The 23715-nt window shown below is 62.8% G+C and carries 21 protein-coding genes and 1 pseudogene; 9 read left to right on the top strand and 13 right to left on the bottom strand.

What is annotated here, in order from left to right; genetic code table 11:
- Positions 1-4: 4 nt before the first annotated feature.
- A pseudogene (locus tag QRN41_RS04170) lies at positions 5-457 on the top strand (GNAT family N-acetyltransferase); the annotation flags it as partial.
- Between the two features lie 723 nt (positions 458-1180).
- Here QRN41_RS04170 and QRN41_RS04165 read toward each other — a convergent pair.
- From QRN41_RS04165 to QRN41_RS04145, 5 genes are all read right to left on the bottom strand, one after another.
- A complete protein-coding gene (locus tag QRN41_RS04165; RefSeq protein ID WP_034098950.1) occupies positions 1181-2200 on the bottom strand; it encodes a branched-chain amino acid aminotransferase in 1020 nt (339 codons plus the stop codon).
- Between the two features lie 181 nt (positions 2201-2381).
- The gene (gene lpdA, locus QRN41_RS04160) at positions 2382-3761 is read right to left on the bottom strand and encodes a dihydrolipoyl dehydrogenase (protein WP_285421192.1); all 1380 of its coding nucleotides are present in this window, start codon (positions 3759-3761) and stop codon (positions 2382-2384) included.
- Between the two features lie 4 nt (positions 3762-3765).
- Positions 3766-5016, bottom strand: a complete 1251-nt coding sequence (locus QRN41_RS04155; protein WP_034137808.1) for a dihydrolipoamide acetyltransferase family protein — start codon at positions 5014-5016, stop codon at positions 3766-3768.
- Positions 5017-6075, bottom strand: a complete 1059-nt coding sequence (locus QRN41_RS04150) for an alpha-ketoacid dehydrogenase subunit beta (protein WP_034098947.1) — start codon at positions 6073-6075, stop codon at positions 5017-5019.
- A gap of 1 nt (position 6076) precedes the next feature.
- On the bottom strand, positions 6077-7312 hold the full coding sequence (locus QRN41_RS04145; protein WP_285421191.1) for a 3-methyl-2-oxobutanoate dehydrogenase (2-methylpropanoyl-transferring) subunit alpha: 1236 nt from the start codon (positions 7310-7312) through the stop codon (positions 6077-6079).
- 195 nt (positions 7313-7507) lie between these two features.
- Between QRN41_RS04145 and bkdR the strand changes: the two genes are divergently transcribed.
- Entirely contained in the window at positions 7508-7996 is a 489-nt protein-coding gene (gene bkdR, locus QRN41_RS04140) for a Bkd operon transcriptional regulator BkdR (protein WP_034137807.1), read from the top strand.
- Between the two features lie 621 nt (positions 7997-8617).
- On the opposite strand, the gene QRN41_RS04135 is transcribed toward bkdR, so the two are convergent.
- Entirely contained in the window at positions 8618-9481 is an 864-nt protein-coding gene (locus QRN41_RS04135) for an MBL fold metallo-hydrolase (protein ID WP_034098943.1), read from the bottom strand.
- 95 nt (positions 9482-9576) lie between these two features.
- Between QRN41_RS04135 and QRN41_RS04130 the strand changes: the two genes are divergently transcribed.
- The 5 genes from QRN41_RS04130 to QRN41_RS04110 all read left to right on the top strand — a co-directional run bounded on the left by QRN41_RS04130 (position 9577) and on the right by QRN41_RS04110 (position 15686).
- On the top strand, positions 9577-9912 hold the full coding sequence (locus QRN41_RS04130; RefSeq protein ID WP_167417927.1) for an ArsR/SmtB family transcription factor: 336 nt from the start codon (positions 9577-9579) through the stop codon (positions 9910-9912).
- Between the two features lie 51 nt (positions 9913-9963).
- Positions 9964-11208: an NAD(P)/FAD-dependent oxidoreductase gene (locus tag QRN41_RS04125; protein WP_167417926.1), complete on the top strand. Its 1245-nt coding sequence runs from the start codon at positions 9964-9966 to the stop codon at positions 11206-11208.
- The gene (locus QRN41_RS04120; protein WP_167417925.1) at positions 11209-12015 is read left to right on the top strand and encodes a sulfite exporter TauE/SafE family protein; all 807 of its coding nucleotides are present in this window, start codon (positions 11209-11211) and stop codon (positions 12013-12015) included.
- 565 nt (positions 12016-12580) lie between these two features.
- On the top strand, positions 12581-13738 hold the full coding sequence (nosP, locus tag QRN41_RS04115) for a nitric oxide-sensing protein NosP (RefSeq protein ID WP_034098939.1): 1158 nt from the start codon (positions 12581-12583) through the stop codon (positions 13736-13738).
- On the top strand, positions 13668-15686 hold the full coding sequence (locus QRN41_RS04110) for a PAS domain-containing hybrid sensor histidine kinase/response regulator (RefSeq protein ID WP_178125586.1): 2019 nt from the start codon (positions 13668-13670) through the stop codon (positions 15684-15686). Before nosP ends, QRN41_RS04110 begins: the two co-directional genes overlap by 71 nt.
- A gap of 166 nt (positions 15687-15852) precedes the next feature.
- Here QRN41_RS04110 and QRN41_RS04105 read toward each other — a convergent pair whose 3' ends face one another.
- The 6 genes from QRN41_RS04105 to QRN41_RS04080 all read right to left on the bottom strand — a co-directional run bounded on the left by QRN41_RS04105 (position 15853) and on the right by QRN41_RS04080 (position 20872).
- Positions 15853-16518, bottom strand: coding sequence for a response regulator transcription factor (locus QRN41_RS04105; RefSeq protein WP_034098938.1), 666 nt, complete (start codon positions 16516-16518; stop codon positions 15853-15855).
- A 23-nt stretch (positions 16519-16541) separates the two neighbouring features.
- Complete coding sequence (locus tag QRN41_RS04100) at positions 16542-17081, bottom strand: PQQ-dependent catabolism-associated CXXCW motif protein (protein ID WP_167417924.1); 540 nt, start codon at positions 17079-17081, stop codon at positions 16542-16544.
- Positions 17082-17188: 107 nt separating this feature from the next.
- A complete protein-coding gene (locus tag QRN41_RS04095) occupies positions 17189-17980 on the bottom strand; it encodes a lanthanide ABC transporter permease protein PedC (protein ID WP_034138669.1) in 792 nt (263 codons plus the stop codon).
- Positions 17977-18717, bottom strand: coding sequence for a lanthanide ABC transporter ATP-binding protein PedB/LutE (locus tag QRN41_RS04090; protein WP_047882601.1), 741 nt, complete (start codon positions 18715-18717; stop codon positions 17977-17979). The genes QRN41_RS04095 and QRN41_RS04090 overlap by 4 nt, the downstream gene beginning before the upstream one ends.
- Positions 18714-19673, bottom strand: coding sequence for a YVTN family beta-propeller repeat protein (locus QRN41_RS04085; RefSeq protein ID WP_034098929.1), 960 nt, complete (start codon positions 19671-19673; stop codon positions 18714-18716). The genes QRN41_RS04090 and QRN41_RS04085 overlap by 4 nt, the downstream gene beginning before the upstream one ends.
- 26 nt (positions 19674-19699) lie before the next feature.
- Positions 19700-20872, bottom strand: coding sequence for a lanthanide ABC transporter ABC transporter substrate-binding protein PedA1 (locus tag QRN41_RS04080; RefSeq protein WP_285421190.1), 1173 nt, complete (start codon positions 20870-20872; stop codon positions 19700-19702).
- Positions 20873-21057: 185 nt separating this feature from the next.
- Here QRN41_RS04080 and QRN41_RS04075 point away from each other — a divergent pair, with 185 nt between their 5' ends.
- Together QRN41_RS04075 and QRN41_RS04070 are read left to right on the top strand one after the other, a co-directional pair.
- Positions 21058-22320 (top strand): sensor histidine kinase, encoded by a 1263-nt coding sequence (locus QRN41_RS04075; RefSeq protein ID WP_169868528.1) that lies wholly within the window; start codon positions 21058-21060, stop codon positions 22318-22320.
- Entirely contained in the window at positions 22317-22943 is a 627-nt protein-coding gene (locus tag QRN41_RS04070; RefSeq protein ID WP_285421189.1) for a response regulator transcription factor, read from the top strand. The genes QRN41_RS04075 and QRN41_RS04070 overlap by 4 nt, the downstream gene beginning before the upstream one ends.
- 81 nt (positions 22944-23024) lie before the next feature.
- On the opposite strand, the gene QRN41_RS04065 is transcribed toward QRN41_RS04070, so the two are convergent.
- Positions 23025-23672, bottom strand: coding sequence for a pentapeptide repeat-containing protein (locus tag QRN41_RS04065; RefSeq protein WP_213632126.1), 648 nt, complete (start codon positions 23670-23672; stop codon positions 23025-23027).
- Positions 23673-23715 lie beyond the last annotated feature (43 nt).

Below are 23715 nucleotides of genomic sequence, written 5' to 3'. Positions count from 1 at the left end.
GGTCATGTCTACCGTCGTACGTCTCGCCCAACCCGACGATGCCGAGGGAATCAGCCGGGTGATCCTGGCGGCTTTGTACGGCAGCAACGCACAGGATTATCCGGCGGATGTGATTGAGCGGGTGGCCAGCAACTTTACGCCCGACGCGGTGCGCGAGCTGCTCAAGCGGCGTGTGGTGCCGGTGGCGGTTCAGGGGCGGGTGATCGTCGGCGCCGCTGCGCTGGATGCCAAAGTGGTGCGCTCGGTGTTCGTCAACCCGACGCGGCAAGGGCAGGGCATTGGCCGGTTATTGATGAGTGAAATCGAACTGCGCGCGGGGGAAGCGGGGGTGACAACGCTGAGTGTGCCGTCCTCGCTGACGGCCGAGCCGTTTTACTCCAGGCTGGGGTTTCGCACGGTACGTGAGGTCGAACACGGCAATGAGCGCACGTTAGTGATGGAGAAGACGCTGTTGTCGTGCGATGCCTGAGCACACCGGAAAGTAAATGAGGGAGGGGGCTTGCCCCCGATGCGGTGTATCAGTCGACGGATTCATTGACTGAGCCATTGCTATCGGGGGCAAGCCCTATATGAGAATCCAAACGCCCTCTTCAGTTAACTGAAAGAACCGGCTCGAATGTGGGAGGGGGCTTGCCCCCGATGCGGTGCATCAGTCGGCGGGTTCATTGACTGAGCCATTGCTATCGGGGGCAAGCCCTATATGAGAATCCAAACGCCCTCCTCAGTTAACTGAAAGAACCGGCTCGAATGTGGGAGGGAGCTTGCCCCCGATGCGGTGTATCAGTCGACGGATTCATTGACTGAGCCACTGCTATCGGGGGCAAGCCCTATATGAGAATCCAAACGCCCTCCTCAGTTAACTGAAAGAACCGGCTCGAATGTGGGAGGGGGCTTGCCCCCGATGCGGTGTATCAGTCGACAGATTCATTGACTGAGCCATTGCTATCGGGGGCTTGCCCTATATGAGAATCCAAACGCCCTCCTCAGTTAACTGAAAGAACCGGCTCGAATGTGGGAGGGGGCTTGCCCCCGATGCGGTGTATCAGTCGACAGAATCATTGACTGAGCCACTGCTATCGGGGGTAAGCCCCCTCCCACTAACTTTAAAAGCCATTGCCTGGGCTGGATCAACTGAGCCCTTAACTAAGTGGCATGAGGGCAAGCCCCCTCCCACAGGCGGTTAGACCTTTACGATCCAGCCGGCTGGCGCTTCGACGTCGCCGGTCTGCACGCCGGTCAGCTCTTTGTAGAGCTTCTGGGTGATCGGGCCGACTTCGGTTTCGCTGTGGAACACGTGCAGCTTGCCGTTGTACTGGATACCGCCGATCGGCGAAATAACCGCCGCCGTGCCGCAGGCGCCGGCTTCCTTGAATTGGTCCAGCTTGTCGATGAACACTTCGCCCTCGACCACTTCCAGGCCCAGGCGGGTCTGGGCCAGTTCGATCAGCGACAGGCGGGTGATGCCTGGCAGCACCGAAGGCGACTTCGGCGTGATGAACTTGTTGTCATGGGTGATCCCGAAGAAGTTGGCCGAGCCGACTTCTTCGATTTTCGAGTGGGTCATCGGGTCCAGGTAGATCGCGTCGGCGAAACCGGATTTCTTCGCTTCCGAGCCTGGCATCAGGCTGGCGGCGTAGTTGCCACCGACCTTGGCTGCACCGGTGCCCTGTGGCGCGGCGCGGTCGAAGGTGGAGATCTGGAAGTTGTGGGGCACCAGGCCGCCCTTGAAGTAGGCGCCAACCGGGATGCAGAACACCGAGAAGATGAACTCCGGCGCGGTGCGCACGCCGATGTTGTCACCGGTGCCGATCACGAACGGGCGCAAGTACAGCGCGCCGCCGCTGCCGTAGGGCGGGATGAAGCGCTCGTTGGCCTTGACCACTTGTTTGCAGGCGTCGATGAATACGTCGGTCGGTACATGCGGCATCAGCAGGCGCGCGCAGCTGCGTTGCATGCGTGCGGCGTTCTGGTCCGGGCGGAACAGGTTGATCGAGCCGTCCTTGCAGCGGTAGGCCTTGAGGCCCTCGAAGCACTGCTGACCGTAGTGCAGGGCGGTGGAGCCCTCGCTGATGTGCAGCACGTTGTCGTCGGTCAGGGTGCCAGCTTGCCATTCGCCGTTCTTCCAGGTCTGGAGAAACCGCTTGTCGGTCTTGATGTAGTCAAAACCCAGCTTGTCCCAATTGATGCTTTCGTTACCCATGACACCCTCTATCTCTGGTCAAGTCGGATTTTTTTCTGGATGGGCGCAACAATACTGCATTCTTGGCTCGTGTGGGAGCAGGTGGGCGGACCATCCGACATCTGTATTGGCTGATCCGCCGCTATCGCGGGCAAGCCCGGCCCCACCGTTGATTGCATTCCAAAGGTGGGAGCTGCCTGGCCTACAGATGCAGCGCGTGGCCCAGCGCCCGCAATGCCGCTTCCTGCACAGCCTCGCCGAGGGTCGGGTGCGCATGGATGGTGCCGGCCACGTCTTCCAGGCGCGCGCCCATTTCCAGGCTCAGGCCGAAGGCCGTGGACAGCTCCGAGACGCCAACGCCCACTGCTTGCCAGCCGACGATCAGGTGGTTGTCACGCCGCGCCACCACCCGCACGAAGCCGGTTTTCGACTCCAGCGTCATCGCCCGGCCATTGGCCGCGAACGGGAAACTCGACACGATGCAGTCCAGCCCCGCCGCCTTGGCATCGTCGGGGGTCTTGCCGACCACCACCACTTCCGGGTCGGTAAAGCACACCGCCGGGATCGCCGCCGGGTTGAACTCGCGATGCAGGCCGCTGATCAGTTCGGCGACCATCTCGCCCTGGGCCATGGCCCGGTGCGCCAGCATCGGTTCGCCGCTCAGGTCGCCGATGGCCCACACGTTGCGCATGCTGGTCTGGCAGCGGCTGTCGACTTGGATTGCCGTACCGTTCATGTCCAGGTTCAGCGCTTCCAGGTTCCAGCCCTGGGTGTTGGGTTTGCGACCCACCGCAACCAGCACCTGGTCGGTGGCCAGTGACAAGGTGTCGCCATTGGGGTCACGCACTTGCAGGTGGCCGTCGGCAAACCCGGTGACACTGTGCTTGAGGTACAGCTTCACCCCCAGTTGCTTGAGGGATTCGGCCACCGGTTGGGTCAATTCGGCATCGTAGGCGGGCAGGATGCGATCCTGCGCCTCAACCACGCTGACTTCCGCGCCAAGCTTGCGATAGGCCGTGCCCAGTTCCATGCCGATGTAGCCGCCGCCCACCACAATCAGTCGCTTGGGCACTTGGGTGGGAGCCAACGCTTCGGTAGATGAAATGATCGGCCCTCCAATCGGCAGCATCGGCAGGTTGACGCTTTTCGAACCCGTGGCCAGCAGCAGGTGTTCGCACTGGATGCGTTGCTCGCCGACATCGACGGTCTTGCCGTCCACCACCTTGGCCCAGCCGTGGATCACTTGCACCTTGTGCTTCTTGAGCAACGCGGCGACGCCGGTGGTCAGGCGGTCGACGATGCCGTCCTTCCACTCCACGCTTTTGCGGATATCCAGGCTGGGTACATCCACTTCGATGCCCAACTGGGAACCCTGGCTGTGGTGCACGGTTTGCTGGAATTGCTCGGCCACATGGATCAAGGCCTTGGACGGGATGCAACCGATATTCAGACAGGTGCCGCCCAGGGCCTGGCCTTCCACCAGGATGGTCGGAATGCCCAATTGCCCGGCGCGGATCGCCGCCACATAACCGCCGGGGCCGCCGCCGATGATCAGCAGGGTGGTATGGGTAATTTGTGTCATGCCCTTACTCCAGGAACAGGCTGGCGGGTTGTTCGAGCAGGCCGCGAATGGCCTGGATAAATTGCGCCGCGTCCATGCCATCGACCACGCGGTGATCGAAGGAACTGGAGAGGTTCATCATCTTGCGAATCACGATCTGGCCCTTGATCACCATTGGCCGTTCGACGATGCGGTTGACGCCGACAATCGCCACTTCCGGCAGATTCAGCACCGGCGTGCTGACAATACCGCCCAAGGCGCCGAGGCTGGTGAGGGTGATACTGGAACCGGACAATTCCTCACGGCTGGCCTTGCCATTGCGTGCGGCTGTGGCCAGGCGCGTGATTTCTTCGGCGGTGCCCCACAAGTTGCGCGCTTCGGCATGCCGCACCACCGGCACCATCAAACCCACGTCGCTCTGGGTGGCGACGCCCACATGCACCGCGCCGAGGCGAGTGATGACCTGGGCTTCGTCGTCGTAGCGTGCGTTGATCTGCGGGAAGTCCCGCAGCGCCACGACCATGGCCCGCACAATAAACGGCAGCAGGGTCAGTTTGCCCCGAGTGGCACCGTGTTTTTCGTTGAGGTGCACGCGCAGTTCGTCCAGCGCAGTGACGTCGATTTCTTCCACATAGCTGAAATGCGCGGCGCGCCGGGTGGCGTCCTGCATGCGCTGGGCGATCTTGCGGCGCATGCCGATCACCGGGATTTGTTCTTCGTCGTGGCGTTCGGCGTAAGGGGTGGCTGCCGTCGAAGGCTTCGCCGAACCTTGTTGCAGATAGGCGTCAAGGTCTTCGTGCAGGATCCGCCCGGCCGGGCCGGTGCCCTGGACCAGCCGCAGTTGGATGCCGGCATCCAGCGCATGCTTGCGCACAGCGGGGGAGGCCAGCGGGCGTTCGTCGGCCTCGCGGGATACGGGGGGCGGTGCGGGCTTGCGTTCAACCGCAGGGGCCACCGGCGCTGGTTTGGCTTCAACTGCGGGGGCGGCCTTCACTGGTTCATCCGTCACAGGCACATCCTTGGCATTGCCCGCGCCTTCCACTTCGATGCTGATCAACACACTGCCCACGGCCATGACTTCGCCCGGCTCGCCGCCGAGAGCAATGACCTTGCCGTGCACCGGCGAGGGAATGTCCACCATCGCCTTGTCGGTCATCACGTCCGCCAGCACCTGGTCTTCGACGACCATATCGCCGACCTTCACATGCCAGACCGACAGTTCAACTTCCGCGATGCCTTCGCCAATGTCCGGCATCTTGATAACGTGCGTGCCCATTCAGACCTCCATGACCCGTTGCAGCGCCGCGCCCACACGGGACGGCCCTGGGAAATACGCCCACTCTTGCGCGTGCGGGTAGGGGGTGTCCCACCCGGTGACGCGTTCGATCGGCGCTTCCAGGTGGTGGAAGCAATGCTCCTGCACCAGCGCTACCAGCTCGGCGCCAAAGCCGCAGGTGCGCGTGGCTTCATGCACCACCACGCAACGGCCGGTTTTTTTCACCGATTTGACGATGGTTTCCAGGTCCAGCGGCCACAGGCTGCGCAGGTCGATGACTTCGGCGTCGATGCCGGTTTCTTCGGCGGCGACCTGTGACACATACACGGTGGTGCCGTAGGTCAGCACGGTGACGGCCGAGCCCGGACGCACAATGGCGGCCACGTCCAGGGGCACGGTGTAGTAACCGTCCGGTACTTGGGCTTGCGGGTGTTTCGACCAGGGGGTGACAGGGCGGTCGTGATGGCCATCGAACGGGCCGTTGTACAGGCGCTTGGGTTCGAGAAAGATCACCGGGTCATCGTTTTCGATGGAGGCGATCAGCAGGCCCTTGGCGTCATACGGGTTGGACGGCATCACCGTGCGCAGGCCGCAGACCTGGGTGAACACCGCTTCGATACTTTGGCTGTGAGTCTGGCCGCCATAGATGCCGCCGCCGCAGGGCATGCGCATGGTCAGCGGCGCGGTGAACTGGCCGGCCGAGCGATAACGCAGGCGCGCGGCTTCGGAGATGATCTGGTCGGTGGCCGGGTACACGTAGTCGGCGAACTGGATTTCCGCCACCGGGCGCAAACCATAGGCGCCCATGCCTACCGCCACGCCAACGATGCCGCTTTCGGAGATCGGCGCGTCGAACACCCGCGAGGTGCCGTACTTGCTCTGCAAGCCTTCGGTGCAACGGAACACGCCGCCGAAGTAGCCGACGTCCTGGCCGAACACCACGACGTTGTCGTCCCGTTCGAGCATCACATCCATGGCCGAGCGCAGGGCCTGGATCATGGTCATGGTGGTGGTGGTCATGGCAGTTTCCAGTTCGATGCTGTTGTTGTGATCGTTCATGTCAGATCCCCAACTCCTGACGCTGGCGCTTCAAGTGCTCCGGCATCTCTTTGTAGACGTCTTCGAACATGGTCGCGGCGCTTGGAATCTGGCCACCGGCCAGAGTGCCGTACTGCTCGGCTTGTTTTTGTGCGGCGATGACTTCGGCTTCCAGTTCGGCACTGACCGCCGCGTGTTCCTCTTGGGACCACTGGCCAATCTTGATCAGGTGCTGTTTGAGTCGGGCAATCGGGTCGCCCAGCGGGAAGTGGCTCCAGTCGTCGGCGGGGCGGTACTTGGACGGATCGTCCGAAGTGGAGTGGGGGCCGGCGCGGTAGGTGACCCATTCGATCAAGGTCGGGCCGAGGTTGCGGCGCGCACGTTCGGCGGCCCAGGCGGAAGCGGCGTACACCGCGATGAAGTCGTTGCCGTCCACACGCAGGGAGGCAATGCCGCAACCGACGCCGCGTCCGGCGAAGGTAGTGGCTTCACCGCCGGCAATGGCCTGGAAGGTGGAGATGGCCCATTGGTTGTTGACCACGTTGAGGATCACCGGCGCGCGGTAGACGTGGGCGAAGGTGAGGGCGGTGTGGAAGTCCGATTCGGCGGTGGCGCCGTCGCCGATCCAGGCCGAGGCGATCTTGGTATCGCCCTTGATCGCCGAGGCCATGCCCCAGCCCACGCCCTGTACGAATTGGGTGGCGAGGTTGCCGGAAATAGTAAAGAACCCAGCGTCTTTGACCGAGTACATGATCGGCAACTGTCGGCCCTTGAGCGGGTCGCGCTCGTTGGACAGCAACTGGCAGATCAGGTCCACCAGCGGCACTTCGCGGGCCATCAGGATGCTTTGCTGGCGATAGGTGGGGAAACACATGTCGTCGATGTTCAAGGCCAGGGCCTGGGCGCTGCCGATGGCTTCTTCGCCAAGGCTCTGCATGTAGAACGACATTTTTTTCTGACGCTGGGCGACCACCATGCGGTTGTCGAAGATCCGCGTCTTGAGCATGGCGCGCATGCCCTTGCGCAGAACCTCCACGGGAACCCCTTCGGCCCACGGCCCCAGGGCCTGACCCTGGTCATCGAGCACGCGGATCAGGCCCTTGGCCAGGTCGGCGGTGTCGGCGGGTTCTACATCGATGGCGGGTTTGCGCACCAGGCCGGCGTCGGTCAGGCGCAGGTAGGTGAAATCGGTCTTGCAGCCTGGGCGGCCCGAGGGTTCGGGAACGTGCAGGCGCAGTGGTTCGTACTGCTGGGTCATGGCTTTCTACGCTCTATCTTGTGAATTTCTTGTAGTGGGCGCGCTAGCTGACAGTCAGTCTCCGGGTAGGAGAAATCTTGTCCTACAACAATCATAGGCGGGGCGTAGAAGAATATTTATCTGTGTTTCGTTGCGCTCAGGACTATTTGCGGATAAAAAAACTGCATAAACATAATAAACAGGTGATTTTGTCTCATGCGCAAACTGGACCGTACCGATATCGGCATTCTCAACGCCCTTCAGGAGAATGCGCGCATCACCAACGCCGACCTGGCGCGCTCGGTCAACCTGTCGCCCACCCCGTGCTTCAACCGGGTCAAGGCCATGGAAGAACTGGGCCTGATCCGCGAGCAGGTCACCCTGTTAGACGCCGATCTGCTGGGTTTGCACGTCAATGTGTTCATTCACGTCAGCCTGGAAAAGCAGAACGAACTGGCCCTGCAACAGTTCGAGAGCGCCATTGCCGATCGCCCCGAGGTGATGGAGTGCTACCTGATGGCCGGCGACCCCGACTACCTGATCCGCGTACTGGTGCCGACGATCCAGGCGCTGGAACGCTTCATGATGGACTTTCTGACCAAAGTGCCGGGCGTGGCGAATATCCGCTCCAGCTTTGCGCTCAAGCAGGTGCGCTACAAGACTGCGTTGCCATTGCCCTCCAACGGCATCAGCCTGGGTTCCTGATGAACCCAAGCACACAGGTGGGAGGGCGTTTGCCCTCTTCAGTGAAAGCACAAGGTTTTTGTAGTGAGCGGGCTTGCCCCGCGCCGGGGCGCGCAGCGGCCCTAATCCAGCCGCCTCGGTGGGCCAGGTAAAACAACATTGCCTGGAATGGGGCTGCTGCGCAGCCCAGCGCGGGGCAAGCCCGCTCACCACAAAGTTATGGGTCAGCCTTTAGTAGATGCCCATGCCCTGGTAACGGCATCAGCCTGGGTAGCTGATGCACCCAGGCATATAGGTGCGAGGGGGCTTGCCCTCTTCAGTGAAAGCACAAGGTTTTTGTGGTGAGCGGGCTTGCCCCGCGCTGGGCTGCGCAGCGGCCCTAATCCAGCCGCCTCGGTGGGCCAGGTAAAACAACATTGCCTGGAATGGGGCTGCTGCGCAGCCCAGCGCGGGGCAAGCCCGCTCACTACAAAGTGATGGGGCAGCCTTTAGTAAATGCCCGTGCCCTGGTCACGGCATCAGCCTGGGTCGCTGATGCACCCAGGCACACGGGTGGGAGGGGGCTTGCCCCCGATGGCGGTGAATCAGCTAGCGCCAAGCTGCCTGTAACACCGCCATCTTGGGCATCTCGAGTCCCGCATTTCAGAGCTGGTTGAGCGGGATCTTCAAATACACCACGCCGTTGTCTTCCGCCGGCGGCATATTCCCCGCGCGTACGTTCACCTGAATCGCCGGCAGCAGCAGCGTCGGCATTCCCAACCCGGCATCGCGTTGGGTGCGCATCGCCACGAACGCGGCTTCATCCACGCCGTCATGCACATGAATATTGCTTGCGCGCTGCTCGGCCACCGTGGTCAGGCATTTCGCCTCGCGTCCCTGGGGCGGGTAGTCGTGGCACACGTACAACTGGGTTTCCAGGGGGAAGGCCAACAACTTGCGCATCGACGCGTACAACTGATGCGCATCGCCGCCGGGGAAGTCGCAGCGGGCGGTGCCCACATCCGGCATGAACAGTGTGTCGCCCACCAGGATCAGCTTGCCGTCGATCAGGTAGGCCATGTCTGCCGGGGTATGCCCGGGCACATGCAACGCCTGGGCTTTCAAACGGCCGATGTGGAAGATTTCGTCCGGCGCGAACAGATGATCGAACTGTGAACCGTCGGCGTGGAATTCCGGCTCCAGGTTAAACAGGTTTTTAAACACGTTTTGCACCTGGCTGATGCACTGGCCGATGGCGATCTTGCCGCCCAGCGTGCGGCGCAGGTACGGCGCGGCGGATAGGTGATCAGCGTGGGCATGGGTTTCCAGCAACCACTGCACCTGCAATCCGTGCTCGTGCACGAATGCGATCACCTTGTCAGCCTGGGCGGTGTCGGTGCGACCGGAGGCCGGATCGTAGTTGAGCACCGAATCGACGATGGCACAGGGACCGCCGTCCGCTTCATAGACCACGTAGGTGTAGGTCGACGACGCCTCGTCCAGAAAGGATTGAATCAACGCTGGCATGGCGGTAGCCCCTGATGCTGGAAAAAAGTGATTACAATCACTTTATGTTTACACATAATGTTTTCAGATTAAGTGACACACAGGACCCGAAGCAAATGGAATCTACCTTGAGTGAGGGCGAAGTCGCCCAACTGCGTGCTTCCGCGTCCAAGGCCTGTGCCTTGCTCAAGGCGTTGGCCAACGAAGACCGCCTGTTGATCCTGTGCCAGTTGACCCAGGGCGAACGCAATGTGGGCGAGCTGGAAACCATGACCGGCGTGCGCCAGCCGACGCTGTCGCAACAGCTGGGCATCCTGCGCGACGAAGGGCTGGTGGCCACCCGTCGCGAAGGCAAATACATTTTCTACGGACTGGCCAGCCACGAAGTGATCCAAGTGATGAGGACCCTGTCCGGCCTTTACTGCGGCGCGGTCATAAAAAGCTGGGCGTGACGCCATCCGGCAGCGACCCTTGTGTGCATTGACAAAAAAAGGCGATAGACCATGACCGACCAACACTGGGGCCAGACCATCAGTAGCGACATCGTTGTCATCGGCGGCGGTTCGGCAGGCATTGGCTTGCTGGCCAGCCTGCTCAAGCGCGACCCCGACCTGAACATCACCCTGATCGAACCCAGCGACTACCACTGCTACCAACCGGCCTGGACTCTGGTGGGCGGCGGCGCGTACGACCTGAAAAAGACCCGCCGCCCTTTGGCCGATGTGCTGCCCAATGGCGTGACCTGGGTGCAGGCCGCCGTCACCGAGGTGCTGCCGGACAGCCAGAGCCTGGTGCTCGACAACGGCCAGCGCGTGACCTGGAACAACCTTATTGTCTGCCCCGGCCTGCGCCTGGCCTGGGAGAAAATCGAAGGCTTGCAGGACACCCTCGGCCAGCACGGCGTGACTTCCAACTACAGCTACGAGCACGCCGCTTATACCTGGCAGCAAGTCAAGCAACTCAAGGCCGGCAAGGCACTGTTCACCCAGCCGGCCATGCCGATCAAATGCGCCGGCGCGCCCCAGAAGGCTATGTATCTGTCGTGCGACCACTGGCTCAAGCAGGGCCATTTGCAAAACATCGACGTGGAATTCAACCTGGCCGGCGCGGCGCTGTTCGGCGTGGCGACCTTCGTGCCGCCGTTGATGAAATACGTGGAGAAATACAACGCGCGCCTGGCCTTCAATGCCAACCTGGTGAAGGTCGACGGCCCGGCGCGCAAAGCCTGGTTCGAGGTCAAGGATGCCGAGGGCAATGTCACTCGCGTCGAAAAAACCTTCGACCTGCTGCACGTGGTGCCGCCGCAACTGGCCCCGGAATTTATCCGCCACAGCTCGCTGGCCGACGCTGCCGGCTGGTGCGATGTGCACCCGCACAGCCTGCAGCATCAGCGCTATGCGCCCATCTTTGGCTTGGGCGATGTGTGCGGCACCAGCAACGCCAAGACCGCCGCCGCCGTGCGCAAGCAGATCGTGGTGGTCGCCGAAAACCTGCTGGCCCTGCGCAAGCAGGCGCCGTTGCCGCTCAAGTACGACGGTTATGGCTCCTGCCCGCTGACGGTGGAGAAGGGCAAAGTGGTGCTGGCTGAGTTCGGCTACGGCGGCAAATTGCTGCCGACCTTCGCCCTCGACCCGACCCAAGCGCGCCGCTCCATGTGGTGGCTCAAGGCGACCTTGCTGCCGTGGTTCTACTGGAACGGCATGCTCAAGGGCCGCGAGTGGCTGACCCGTCTGAGCAAGGTGGACTGAATGCTACTGGCCAGTGTGTTGGGGGTGTTGATGGGCCTGGTCATGGGCCTGACCGGCGCGGGCGGCGGCATCCTCGGCGTGCCCGCGTTGGTGCTGGGCCTGGGCTTGAGCATGACCCAGGCCGCGCCGGTGTCGTTGCTCGCGGTGGGCGCGGCGGCGGCGGTGGGGGCGATAGACGGTTTGCGCCATGGCCTGGTGCGTTATCGCGCCGCCTTGCTGATCGCCTTGCTCGGCGCGTTGTTTTCACCGCTGGGGGTGTTCGTCGCTCACCAGATGCCCGAAGCGTTGCTCAAGGGCCTGTTCAGCGCGTTGATGGTGCTGGTGGCCTGGCGCATGCTGCAACGGGAAAAAAACCAGGCCGGGCCGAGCGACCATGGCGCCGCCTCCTGGGGCCAGAAAAACTGCATGCTCAACCAGCAGACCGGGCGCCTGGCCTGGACCGCCAAATGCACGGCCACCCTGGCTGCGCTGGGCGCCATCACCGGTGCGGTGTCGGGCTTGCTCGGCGTCGGCGGCGGCTTTCTGATCGTGCCAGCGTTCAAGCAACTCACCGACGTGCAGATGCGCGGCATCGTCGCCACGTCATTGATGGTGATCAGCCTGATCTCGCTGATCGGCGTGGTCGGCGCGTTCCATGCCGGCGTCCGTATCGACGCCGTGGGCTGGGTGTTTATCGCCGCGAGCATCGTCGGCATGCTGATCGGCCGGCGCCTATGCTCGGTGATTGCCGCACGCACCTTGCAGGTGGGGTTCGCCAGCCTATGTGTCGTGGTTGCAGCGGGAATGCTTTTGAACGCTTTACGCTGAACTTGAAATGCAATTGCAATGTGGGAGGAGGGCTCTTGATTGGCATAGCTCTCTATACAAATGGGTAGCAACCCCCAGTCACCACGATGTGAAGCGAGCCGCTCTTGCTTTTGATCTCATGCGCCCCGTTAACCACGCTGGCCGGAATTCGGCATTGATTTGGAGGGTGAACCGGCAGGGATGCCGGTTTAGCCGCCCCGCGCCATGGATGGCGCGTGGCGGCGGCCCCCCAAATCAATGTCGGATTACGGGCACACCGAGCCTAGGCGAGGTGCCGAGTGGTGGGGCAAAGCGTTTTTGGTTACTTTTGGCGCTCTTCCAAAAGTGACCCGCCGTAAGGGCGGAACCCATAGCCGCCGTGACCGCGGCAATGGATATGTACTCGGTTTGATCCAACCTCCTGGTCGACTGTCAGGCCGCGATCGAGGGCAAGCCCCCTGCCACATTTGAATCCTCTGTGCGTTTGCGCACTTTCATCCCATCGCATCCCCCACCCAGTACCCAAGTAGCATAGGGCCGCCGCCTCTGCCTTCGTACACTCAAGCCTCTGAGGGGAGAGTCGACGATGCACAACCACGAAGGCGTAGTGAGCGCCATGTCCCAGGCAACCGACGCCGGGCAGGCCGCCGAAGAGTTGGCGCGACAGCTGCTGCATCCGTACCTGGGTTTCGTGCTGTTTTTCTGCTCGGCCTCCTACGATTTGCAGGCCCTGGGCAATGCCTTGCAGCACTGCTTCGGCAGCGTGCGCGTGGTCGGCTGCACCAGCGCCGGCGAGATCACGCCCCAGGGCTACGGGCGCAATTGCGTGACCGCGATGGGCTTTAACCATGCGCACTTTTCCATTGCCACTGAACTGATCGACCAGGTCGAGCACTTCAGCCTGATCGATGCCCAGCACATGGTCGAACGCCTGGTGGGCGGTTGCCGCAGCAACACCCTGGCGCCGATCAAAGGCAACACCTTTGCCCTGACCTTGCTCGATGGCCTGTCCAGCCGCGAAGAAATGGTGCTCGCTGCCCTCAGCGCGGCCCTGGGGGATATCCCGCACTTCGGCGGCTCGGCCGGTGACGACAACTTCCTGACCCACACCCATGTGTATTTCAACGGTGCGTTTCACAGCGGCGCGGCGGTGGTGGTGTTGGTCAACACCTGGCTGGATTTTGAAGTGTTCACCACTCACCACATCCTGCCGCGTGCGGAAAAACTGGTGGTGACCGCGGCCGACAGCCCGTCCCGCCGGGTATTCGAACTCAATGCCGAACCTGCCGCTGAAGAATACGCGCGGCATATCGGCGTGGCGGTGGCCGACCTCGATCACCGCATCTTCGCTGCCCACCCGCTGGCAGTGCGCATCCACGACCAGTATTACGTGCGCGCGATCCAGCAAGTGCATGACGATCTCAGCCTGAGTTTCTACTGCGCGGTGGAAAACGGCATCGTGCTCACCGTGATGGAACCCGGGCCGATCCTGCCAAACCTGCAAAACCTGTTCGACGGCCTGCACACGCGCCTCGGCGACCTATTGCTGACCATCGGCTGCGACTGTTTCCTGCGGCGCCTGGAGCTGGAAGACGCCGACACCCTGGAACAGATCGGCGGTTTCCTGCAGGACCAACGCGTGCTGGGCTTCAACACCTACGGAGAACAGTTCAATGGCATGCACATCAACCAGACCTTTACCGGGGTCGCCATTGCCCGAGGACGCGCGCCTGGGCCGCACTGAACTGCTGGCCGAACTGGCGCGCCTGCGGGTGGACAACCACAAGCTGGCGCGGATCAACGCGGCGCTGATCGAACGCATCGAGTCCGGTGTGTCCCAGGGCAATGACCCGTACACCACGTTCCAGCACTCGGTGGTGTTGGCCGAGCAAGTACGTGAGCGCACCGACGCCTTGAACCAGGCAATGGCCGAACTGCGCGCCAGCAACCACTTGTTGATCAATGCCCGCCTGCGCGCCGAAACCCTGCGCCGTGAGCAGGCCGCCGCGCAAAAGGCCCAGGAAAGCGAACGCTGGATTCGCCTGATCACCGACCACGTCCCCGCGCTGATCGGCTACCTGAATGCCGACCTGGTGTATGAGTTCACCAATAAAGTCTACGAACAATGGTACTGCTGGCCTCCGGGCATGATGCTCGGCCAGAGCTTGCGCGAGGTCCACAGCGAGCAGCACTGCCAGCGTCTCGATGCGTATGTCGCGCGCGCTCTGGCGGGGGAGAGCGTGACCTTTGAATTCGCCGAAACCAATATCAACAACCAGGAGCGCTACATGCTGCGCTCCTACGTGCCTAACCGCCTGGCCACGGGCGAAGTAGTGGGGATTTTCGTGCTGATCCGCGACATCACCGAGCGTCGACGCACCGCCGAGGCCCTGCATCAGGCCTATCAGAACCTGGAGCAGCGTGTCGCCCAGCGCACCTCGGAACTCACCGCGCTCAACGACCAGTTGCTCAAGGAAATCGATGAGCGCCGCCGCATGGAAACCCGTCTGCGCGAAGCCAAGCGCGAAGCCGAACAGGCCAACCTGTCGAAGACCAAGTTCCTTGCCGCCGTCAGCCACGACCTGCTGCAACCGCTGAACGCCGCGCGTCTGTTCACCGGCGCCTTGCTGGAGCGTCGCGAGCCCCAGGCCAATGAAACCCTGGTGCGCAATGTGAGCAACTCCCTTGAAGACGTAGAAAACCTGCTGGGCACCCTGGTGGATATTTCCAAGCTGGACGCCGGCGTGATCAAGGCCGATATCGCGCCGTTCGCCCTAAGCGAGCTGCTGGACAACCTGGCGGCCGAATACACCGAACTGGCCCGCAGCGAAGGGCTGGAATTGCATTTCATCGGGTGTTCGGCGTTGGTGCACAGCGATATCCAGCTGCTGGCGCGGATTCTGCGCAACCTGTTGAGCAATGCGATTCGCTACACCTATAGCGGCCGTGTGGTATTGGGCTGTCGTCGCCAGCATCAGCGCTTGTCGGTCCAGGTGTGGGACAGTGGCATGGGCATCGCCGAGGAGCGCCTGGAGGAGATTTTCCAGGAGTTCAAACGCGGCGATGTGCAGCGTCGCGATCAGGATCGCGGGCTGGGGTTGGGCCTGGCCATTGTGGAAAAGATCGCCGGCATCCTGGGCCATCGCATCAGCGTCAAATCCGTACCCGGCAAGGGCTCGATGTTTGCCGTGGAGGTGCCCTTGAGCGCCACCGCGCCCAAGACCTTGCCCGCACCGAGCATGAGCGAACCGATGCTGGAGCGTTTACAGGGCGCCCGGGTATGGGTGCTGGATAACGACGCGGCGATCTGCGCCGGCATGCGCACCCTGCTCGAAGGCTGGGGCTGCCAGGTGGTCACCGCCTTATCGGAACAGGACCTGGCCGGCCAGGTCGACAACTACCACGCCGAGGCCGACCTGCTGATCGCCGACTACCACCTGGACAATGACCAGAACGGCGTCGACGCCGTGGCCCGCATCAACGCCCGCCGCGGTCGTCCGATACCGGCGCTGATGATCACCGCCAACTACAGCAACGAACTCAAGCAACAGATCCGCGAACAGGGGCACACCTTGATGCACAAACCGGTACGGCCGATGAAGCTGAAAACTGCCATGAGCCATCTACTGGGCAAGGGGAGGAGGGGGCAAGCCCCTGATGGCGGCCTGTCAGCCAGCTCATGCATTGAATGAACCACCGCTATCGGGGGCAAGCCCCCTCCCACCTTTTGCCCCTCGTTTGTCTGAGGATCAGCGTCGCAGGCATGAGCCAAGATTGAGAATAGCCGGTGCTGATTCACACAGATCAAGATGTGGGAGGGGACCCCTCCCACCTTTTGCCCCGCGTTTGTCTGGAGGCTCAGCGGCGCAGGTAGGAGCCGAAGTCGATGTCGCCGGCGCTGAGGATGGCCTGTACGCGGTTGTGTACATTGAGCTTGCGCAAGATGGCCGATACATGGGCTTTCACCGTGGTCTCGGCGATTTCCAATGTGTAGGCGATCTGTTTGTTCGACTCGCCTTTGGTCATGCGTTCGAGCACCAGCAATTGTTTGCGGGTCAGGGCTTGCAGCAGTTCGGGGGCGAAGCCCGGGTTTTCGTTGAGGCGGCGCTGGGCGCCGGGTTTCTGGGTGCGGATGATGTCCGGCGGCAGGTACACATTGCCGTTGAGAATCTGCTGGATCGCCTCGGTCATTTGCAGGCGCGGCGAGGACTTGGTGATAAACCCCACCGCGCCATAGGTGATGGCTTGCAGCACGATCTGCTTGTCCTGCTCGGCAGAAACGATCACCACCGGGATGGTTGGCGACTCATTGCGCAGGTTGATCAGGCCGTTGAGCCCGTGCATGCCCGGCATGTTCAGATCGAGCAGGATCAGGTCGAGGTCGTCGTGTTCCTGGGTCAGGGCCAGGGCACTGTCCAGGTCGGCGGTTTCCATCACTTCGCTGCCGGGGAAGCCGTCGCTGATGACGTTATGGATCGCCTCGCGAAACAGCGGGTGATCGTCGGCAATCAGGATTTTGTACATGGCCGTTCACCTTCTTGTAGTGGTTATTGAAAAGGCTCGGGTGTCGCAGCCGTCACTGGCAGGTTTGCCGCTTCCCATGCATCCAAGCCGTCGCGGTACCAATACACAGAGGTATAGCCCAGGTTGGCGGCACGTTTTACCGCGTTCCAACTCAGCCAGCAATCGGAGCGGCAATAGAACACCAACGGGCGCGACAGGTCGCCGCCGGTGTACTTGTACAGGTGCCGCACGAAATAACCTTGCCATTCCGGCGTGAGGTCGCCGTCGCCGGTATTGGCCAGCCAACGGCTGCCGGGCAGGTTGGCGTGGGGTTGGTCTTCGATAAAGCGGCCTTGCAGCCATTGGCGACGGTAAACGTCGATCAGCACCGGTGCGGGCGCCTGGCCGAGCAAGGCTTGCAGGGCGGGAGTGTCGACGATGGCCGCTCCCGACACATGCTCGGGCGTAGGGCTGCGGTACAGGCTGATGCGGTAGCCGTCGGCGGAAAACAGTGGCGTGTCGGCCTGGACCTGGGCGGTGAGCAGGCACAGCAGGGCCAGCAGGGGTAATCGGGCGGGCAGCATGGCGGGGCAATCCTTATCGTTATGCGCCCATTACACGTGAGTCCCACGCCCTTGGGAATGCGACGATAGACAGCAAAACCAGTACCAAAGTAGTAGTTTTGCCGGCCTCAGCCCGGTTTGCGCAACGCCGCGTGTTGCGGGTTGAAGGTCAGCACTGCCAGCAGGGTGAACAGCACGGTCAGGCCCAGACAGATCGCCAGGGCCAGGCCGGCCAGACGCTCATACAGGGCGAAGCGCACCAGCTCCACCGCGTGGGTGAACGGGTTGACCGCGCACAGCCAGTACAACCACTGGCTGGCATCGCGCATCTTCCACAGCGGATACAGCGCCGACGACAGGAAAAACAGCGGGAAAATCACGAAATTCATCACCCCGGCGAAGTTCTCCAACTGACGGATCCCATTGGACAGCAACAGCCCTAGCGCACTGAGCATCAGCGCCACCAGCAACAATGCGGGCAAGGCCAGCAACAGCCCCATGGCCGGCGGCTGCACGCCGTAGACCCAGGCAATCGCCAGGAACCCATACACCTGCAACAGGGAAATCAACGCCGTGGCCAGCAACTTGCTGCACAGCAAAAACGTGCGTGGCAGCGGGCTGGTCAGCAACACGCGCATGCTGCCCATCTCCCGGTCGTAGACCATCGCCAGCGAGCCTTGCATGCCGTTGAACAGCAGGATCATGCAGGCCAGCCCTGGAATGATGTACACCTCGTAAGGGATGTAGGTGTCGTAGGGTTCGATCACCGAGATGCCCAACGCGGCGCGAAAACCGGCGGCGAACACCACCAGCCACAACAGCGGCCGCACCAGGGCGCTGAGAAACCGCGTGCGCTGCAACACAAACCGCAGCCATTCGCGCAGCACGATGCCGCGCAGGCACTGCCAATACGCATTCATGCTGGCGCTCCCGTTGCGGTGGGGCGGGTCAGGCCGGCGAACAGACGACCCAGATCGCCGTCATGTTCCTGCACCAGCGCGTCGACTTGCCCGCTGGCCACCAACCGGCCCTGATGCAGGATCATCAGCGCGTCGTCGGCGTGCACTTCATCGAGCAGGTGCGTGGTCCACAGCACGCTCAGATCGTGCTCCCGGCACAGCTGGCGCACATGCTGGTTCAACCCCAGGCGGCTGGCCGGGTCGAGGCCGACGCTGGCTTCGTCCAGCAACAGCAGGCGCGGCTCATGCAGCAGGGCGCGGGCGATTTCCACGCGGCGCCGGTGCCCGCCGTTGAGTGCGCGGACCTTTTCACGGCGTCGCTCGCTGAGGCCCTGGCGTGCCAACTCAGCTTCGACGCGCAGGTCGGTATGCCGGCGTGACAAGCCATGCAACGCGGCGTGATAGCGCAGGTTCTGTTCCACGCTCAGGTCCAGGTCCAGGGTGCTTTGCTGGAACACCACCCCCAGCTGTTTAAGGGCCGCCCGCGGTGCGTCGCGCAGGGAGTGGCCGCCGACGTGGATCTCGCCGCGTTGCAGGTGATACAGCCGCGTGAGCAACGCGATCAAGGTAGATTTGCCGGCACCGTTAGGCCCCAGCAGCGCGGCAAAACGCCCTGGCGCCAGGCTGAAACCTACCTCGCACAGGGCCTGACATGGGCCGTAGGCGAAGCTCAGGTCCTGCACGGTCAGGGCGTTCATGGCGTGACCACCACGCCCCACGGATAGCGCCCCACTTTGATCGACTTGATCACCTTCAGGCTGTCCACATCGATCACCGACACATCGCCGCTGACGCCGTTGGTGGCCAGCAGTTGTTTTTGATCCGGGGTGAATGCCAGCTGCCATACGCGGCGGCCCACCAACAGATAATCGAGCACCTCGAAGGTCTTGGCGTCGATCACCGCCACATGGTTGGCCGGGCCGAGGGCGACAAATCCGTACTTGCCGTCGGCGCTGAGTTTGATGCCGACCGGCTGCACCTTGTCCGGGTGCACGCCCTTGATGGCGAACGTCAAGGTCTTGAGCACCTTGCGGCTGGCCACATCGAGAATGGTCACGGTGCCGCCGATTTCCGCCGAGGCCCACAGCTGCGCGCCGTCGTGGCTGAATTCGACAAAGCGCGGGCGTTGATCCACCAGGGTGCTGTCGGCCAGGGTCTGGGTGCTGGTGTCGATCCAGTGCAGCATGTTGGTGGTTTCACTGGTGTTGACCGCCCACTTGCCGTCCGGGCTCACCGCCATGCCTTCGGGTTCCACGCCGACGCTGATCTGGCCGAGCACCTTGGCGGTCTCGGTGTCGATCACCGTGACCAGCGCATCGTCTTCATTGGATACGTACAACCAACGGTTATTGGGGTGCAGGGCGAACTGCTCGGGGTCTTTGCCGGAGGGCAGTTCCTTGATGATCTTGCGCGTGGCCACGTCCATTACCTGCACGCGGTCCGAGTCGCTGGCGCAGATGTACAGCAGCTTATTGTCATGGGACAGCAGCAGGCCACGTGGGCGCTGGCCGACTTTGAGGGTGTCGGTGACCTGCAGGGTGTTCAGGTCGATCAGGCTCAGGCTGTTGTCTTTCTCGTTGGAGACCCAGGCGGTGCTGGCCATGGCATGCCCGGCGGCAAGCAGCAGGGCGCATGAGAGCAGGGTGCGGCGCATGGCGAGTTCCTTATTATTGTGGGCGATCAGGGAAAGCGGCAGGTCACCTCGGGTTGGTCGTAACCCAGGCTGTCCATTTCATTAGTAGGGTGCAGGAAGCCCTCTTGGGGCGAAGTGCTGACCAGGGCGCGCGGCTGCACGATGGGAATCGGTTGGCGCAACTGGCCGTTCCAGGCGCGGTAACTGAGCTTGCGGCCCTTGAAACCATCCAGGGGCAACTGCTCGCTCAGCTCCAGTTGCCGGATTGCCTGGGGGTCGACCTGGTGTAGTTTATTCACCGCGCTGGCAACGCTGCGCACGGCCATCCAGGCAGCGAAATCGCGGTCGTTCATCCAGCGTCCGGCCAGGGCTTCGAAGCGCTTTTGCAATTGGGCGGCGCCGTAGGTTTCCACGGTTTTGTGCCAGCCGGTGGGCGTGAGGCCCTGGGTGCCGGCGACCGGGCGCGGATACCAGGTTTGATAGGGCACGTATTCACCGAAGTCACCGCGCTCGTCGGCCACCAGCACCACGTCGTATTCGGCGGTTTGGGTGAACAGCGGCATATCGGCTTGGGCGCTGCGGCGTTGGTCGTTATCGAAGCGCCAGGCTTTTTCCGCGACCAGCTGCACGCCGAAGCGTTTGGCGGCGCGGCGCAGGGCAGCGGCGTAGGCTTGGTCGTCTTCGGTGGGGCCAACAATCAGCAACGCCTTCTGCCATTTGCGCAGCACCAGAAACTGCGCCAGGGCATCGGCGAGCATGGCGCGGCTGGGCAGGGTATGCAGCACATTGGTCAGGCACTCGGTGCTGCGCAAGCGGTCATCGGCGCTGCCGGCGTTGAACAGCAGGCTGTCGGGCAGGGCGGCACTGAGCTGGCGCAGGCTGGCGGCGGGGGCATTCACCACGAACAGGCGCAGGCCCTGGGCGTGTTGGGCTTGGGCCGCGGCGAGCAGCGCTTCGGGGCTGTCCACGCTGGCGCTGGTCAGGCTGTAGCGCTGGTTGAGAAATGCGCCGGTGCTGTTGCTGTCGATGATCGCCAGCTCGGCACCGCGTTGACCGGCATCGGCGGGCTCGGGGATTACATTGGAGAGCAGTGGCCCCGGGTCGGGCCGATAGCCCAGGTAGCCGATCTGCACCTGCAAGGGCGCTTCGGCGGCCTGGCCGTGGCTAGCCCAGGCAATTGCCAGCAGGCAGATCACGGCGTAAGGGGCGAACTGGCGCATAAGGCACTCCATGACAGGTAGCGCCAGCATAGGAAGCCCCGTGCCCGCTGCAAATATGCAGAAAGTAGCGCTGAGGCAGTACCAAGGTAGTAGCCGCGCCGGCGCGCGGCGGTCTTAGCATGGGTCACCCTAGCCTCATTCACAGGAGTGACACGAGCATGCGCGTCTTCACCGCCCGGCCTGGGCTGTCGGCCCTGTGGCGCATCAACCTGTGGGTGTGCGGCTTCTTCACCTTGGTGACCGGCGCGTGTATGGCACTGCTGCTGCATCAAGCCTTGGCGGACGTGGAGCGCGAATTGCAATCGGCCGCGGCGGTGGTGGCCTACCTGGGCGACACCGCCGAGCGCGACCCCGCCAGCCTGCAACCACAGTTGACTGCCAGCCTGCGCCATGTGCGCGTCTACTGGCTGGCCGCCGGCCAAACCCCACCTGCGCCCGAGCAAACGGGGCTGGATGCCTGGCTCGCGCGCTGGGTCTTGACTCCCGCACAGCACACCGCGCGGGTGCTGGACTTAGCCGATGGCCGGCGCGTGTCCATTGCCGTCGACCCACGGGATGAGATCGATGAAGTCTGGGACTCCGTGCAGCAGTTGCTGAGCCTGTGCGGGCTGGCGCTGCTGGTGAGCCTGTTGACGATCCGCTGGGCCGTGCGCCGCGGCATGGGTGTGCTGGACGCCTTGCTGCGCGCCCTGCAACAGGTGTGCGCCGGCCAGCTCAACGTGCGCCTGCGCACCCAGGGTTCGCCGGAGGCGCGGCAACTGGCGCTGCACTTCAACCGCATGACCGACGCCCTGGAGCAGGCCCGACGCGACAACACCCAACTCACCCACACCTTGCTGGCGGTACAGGAACAGGAGCGCACCCAGCTGGCCCAGACCCTGCACGACGACCTCGGCCAATACCTGGCCGGTATTCGTGCCCAGGCCTGCCTGCTACGGCTGGTCAGCGACCAACCGGCCTTGGTGGCGCGCACCGTGGCGCAGTTGGAGGATCACTGTGAACACTTACAGCAAGGCTTTCGCGCGCTGGTCCACGACCTGTATCCGGTGGCCCTGCAACACCTGCCGCTGGGCGAGGCATTTGCGATGCTGGTAAGCCAGTGGCAAACCCGCCATGGCATCGAATGCCAGCTGCGAGTCAGCCCCGACTTACCGGCGCTGTCGAGCACCAGCAAGACCCATCTGTATCGCCTGCTGCAAGAGGCCCTGACCAATGTGCTGCGGCACGCCGAGGCCAGCCAGGTGCGGGTGCGCCTGCAGTGTCGCGGTGCGCGTTTGCGCCTGTGGGTACGGGATAACGGGCGCGGTGCCCAGCCGCCGCAGCGTCCGGGTGTGGGCTTGTACTCAATGGGCGAACGCGCGCGCTGCCTGGGCGGCGAACTGAGCGTCCTTAGCCATCCCGGCGCCGGTTGGGCGCTGGCGCTGAACATGCCGTTGGAGGTGTCATGAATATTCTCTTGGTGGACGACCATGCCGTGGTGCGCCAGGGCTACGCCAGCCTGTTACGTGCCGTGTTGCCGGCCATTGACGTGCGTGAAGCCGCCAGTGGCGAAGACGCACTGCTACGCGTGCAGGCGGCTGTGCCGAACCTGGTGATCATGGATGTCGGGCTGCCCGGCATCAGCGGCCTGGAAACCCTGCGCCGCCTGCGCCAGCGCCTGCCGCAGCTGCGTGTGTTGTTTTTCAGCATGCACGATGAACTGCCCCTGGTGCGCCAGGCCCTGGACGCGGGCGCTTCGGGCTACCTGACCAAAAGCTCGGCCCCCGAGGTGTTGATCGAAGCGGTGCGGCGCATCCTCGACGGTCACGCTTATATCGAACAGGCCCTGGCCACCGAACTGGCCTACACCCCCGGCGATCAACGTTGGCAGGGTATGACGCCGCGTGAACTGGAGATTTTCCTGATGCTGGCCAAGGGCACGCCGATGCGCCAGATCGCCGAACAACTGAGTATCAGCAGCAAGACCGTGTCCAACCACCTGACCTTGCTCAAGAGCAAATTGCAGGTCAGTTCCCATGCCGAGCTGGTGCACCTGGGGATCGATATGGGAGTAGTGCGAGTGGCTGGATAAGCGGGCGCGTGCAGAGGCAACGACTGATACGCCCTGATGAGCAGGCCAAGCCTGCTCACTTTTCTCAGGTTCAGTAGTGTTCTAGCGATCCCAACTGGTGGGGCAATCCGTACAGCCTTCCATATTGGCGTCCTGGAAGTTCGCGTAGTGCTGGCGACTGCCGGTGAGGGTGGCCTGTTCCAGGTTGCTCTCACCGAACTTGGCTTCCTGCAAATTCGCATCGCTGAGGTCGGCACTTTGCAGGTCGGCCTTGCTCAGCCAGGTCATTTCCAAGTCGGCCGCGCGCAGGTTGACCTTGTGCATCTTCGCCCCTGAAAGCCGCGCAAATTGCAGGTAGGCCGCACTGAGGTTGGCGTTTTCGAACTGCGCGCCCTGGGCGAACAGCCCCCAGCCTTGCACGGCCATCAACGTGGCGCCGGTAAAGTCGGCCAGGCGCAGGTTGCTTTGTTGCAGGCTGGCGCGGGTCAGGTTGGCGCCCTGCAATTGGGCTTTTTCCAGGTTGGCCAGGTCGAGGTTTGCATGGCGCAAATCCGCCCCGCTCAGGTCGGCGCCGGCCAGGTTCATTTTGCTCAGGTTCTGGTTGCGCAGGTTGGCACCCTTGAGGTTGGCGCCGGGGCATTGGCTGTGTTCGGCGATGGTGCAGCCATTGATAACGAGCGGGGTGTCGTCGCCATCGTCGGCGTGCGCCAGGGGCAGGCAGAGCAGGAGTAACAAGGGCAGGTAGTTCATCGTGCGACCTCTGGGGATCCTGTGGTGAGCGAGCTTGTTGTGA

It is taken from the genome of Pseudomonas sp. efr-133-TYG-23, from assembly GCF_030209215.1.
GTDB classification, from domain to species: Bacteria; Pseudomonadota; Gammaproteobacteria; order Pseudomonadales; family Pseudomonadaceae; genus Aquipseudomonas; species Aquipseudomonas rhodesiae.
This window is presented reverse-complemented; position numbering and strand designations above follow the sequence as displayed.